The following is a 590-nucleotide window of genomic DNA, read 5'->3' as shown; positions in this document are numbered from 1 at the left end:
CGGGTCGGCCGTCGGCGCTCACGCTCGAAGTCCGTTCCCCTCGGCCGTAGTCAGTGCAGCGCTGGGGCCGCTGCGGTCAACGCGGCGAGGGCCTCGTGCAGGCGCCAGGCGTTGCGGTCACGAGGGCCGACCGGGTTGGAGATGGTGCGCAGCTCGGCGAACGGCAGCCCGGCCTGCGCTGCGGCGACCGCCACGCCGTACCCCTCCATGGCCTCGGCGACGGCGGCCGGATGGCGGCGACGCAGCTCGTCGGTGCTGAGAGCGGTGCCGGTGACCGTGCTGACCGTGAGGATCGGGTCGGCCGTCGGCGCTCACGCTCGAAGTCCGTTCCCCTCGGCCGTAGTCAGTGCAGCGCTGGGGCCGCTGCGGTCAACGCGGCGAGGGCCTCGTGCAGGCGCCAGGCGTCGCGGTCACGAGGGCCGACCGGGTTGGAGATGGTGCGCAGCTCGGCGAACGGCAGCCCGGCCTGCGCTGCGGCGACCGCCACGCCGTACCCCTCCATGGCCTCGGCGACGGCGGCCGGATGGCGGCGACGCAGCTCGTCGGTGCTGAGAGCGGTGCCGGTGACCGTGCTGACCGTGAGGATCGGG

2 pseudogenes are annotated in these 590 nt (G+C 74.7%); both read right to left on the bottom strand.

Going from position 1 to position 590, the window contains the following annotated elements:
• Nucleotides 1-50: 50 nt before the first annotated feature.
• Nucleotides 51-308 (bottom strand): annotated as a pseudogene (locus ACLQ23_RS31590) (futalosine hydrolase); the annotation flags it as partial.
• Nucleotides 309-343: 35 nt separating this feature from the next.
• Nucleotides 344-590, bottom strand: a pseudogene (locus tag ACLQ23_RS31585) (futalosine hydrolase); the annotation flags it as partial.

It is taken from the genome of Micromonospora sp. DT41 (assembly GCF_049841715.1).
In the GTDB taxonomy this organism is placed as follows: Bacteria; Actinomycetota; Actinomycetes; order Mycobacteriales; family Micromonosporaceae; genus Micromonospora; species Micromonospora profundi.
The sequence above is the reverse complement of the archived record's forward strand: the minus strand, read 5'-3'. Positions and strand labels throughout refer to the sequence as shown.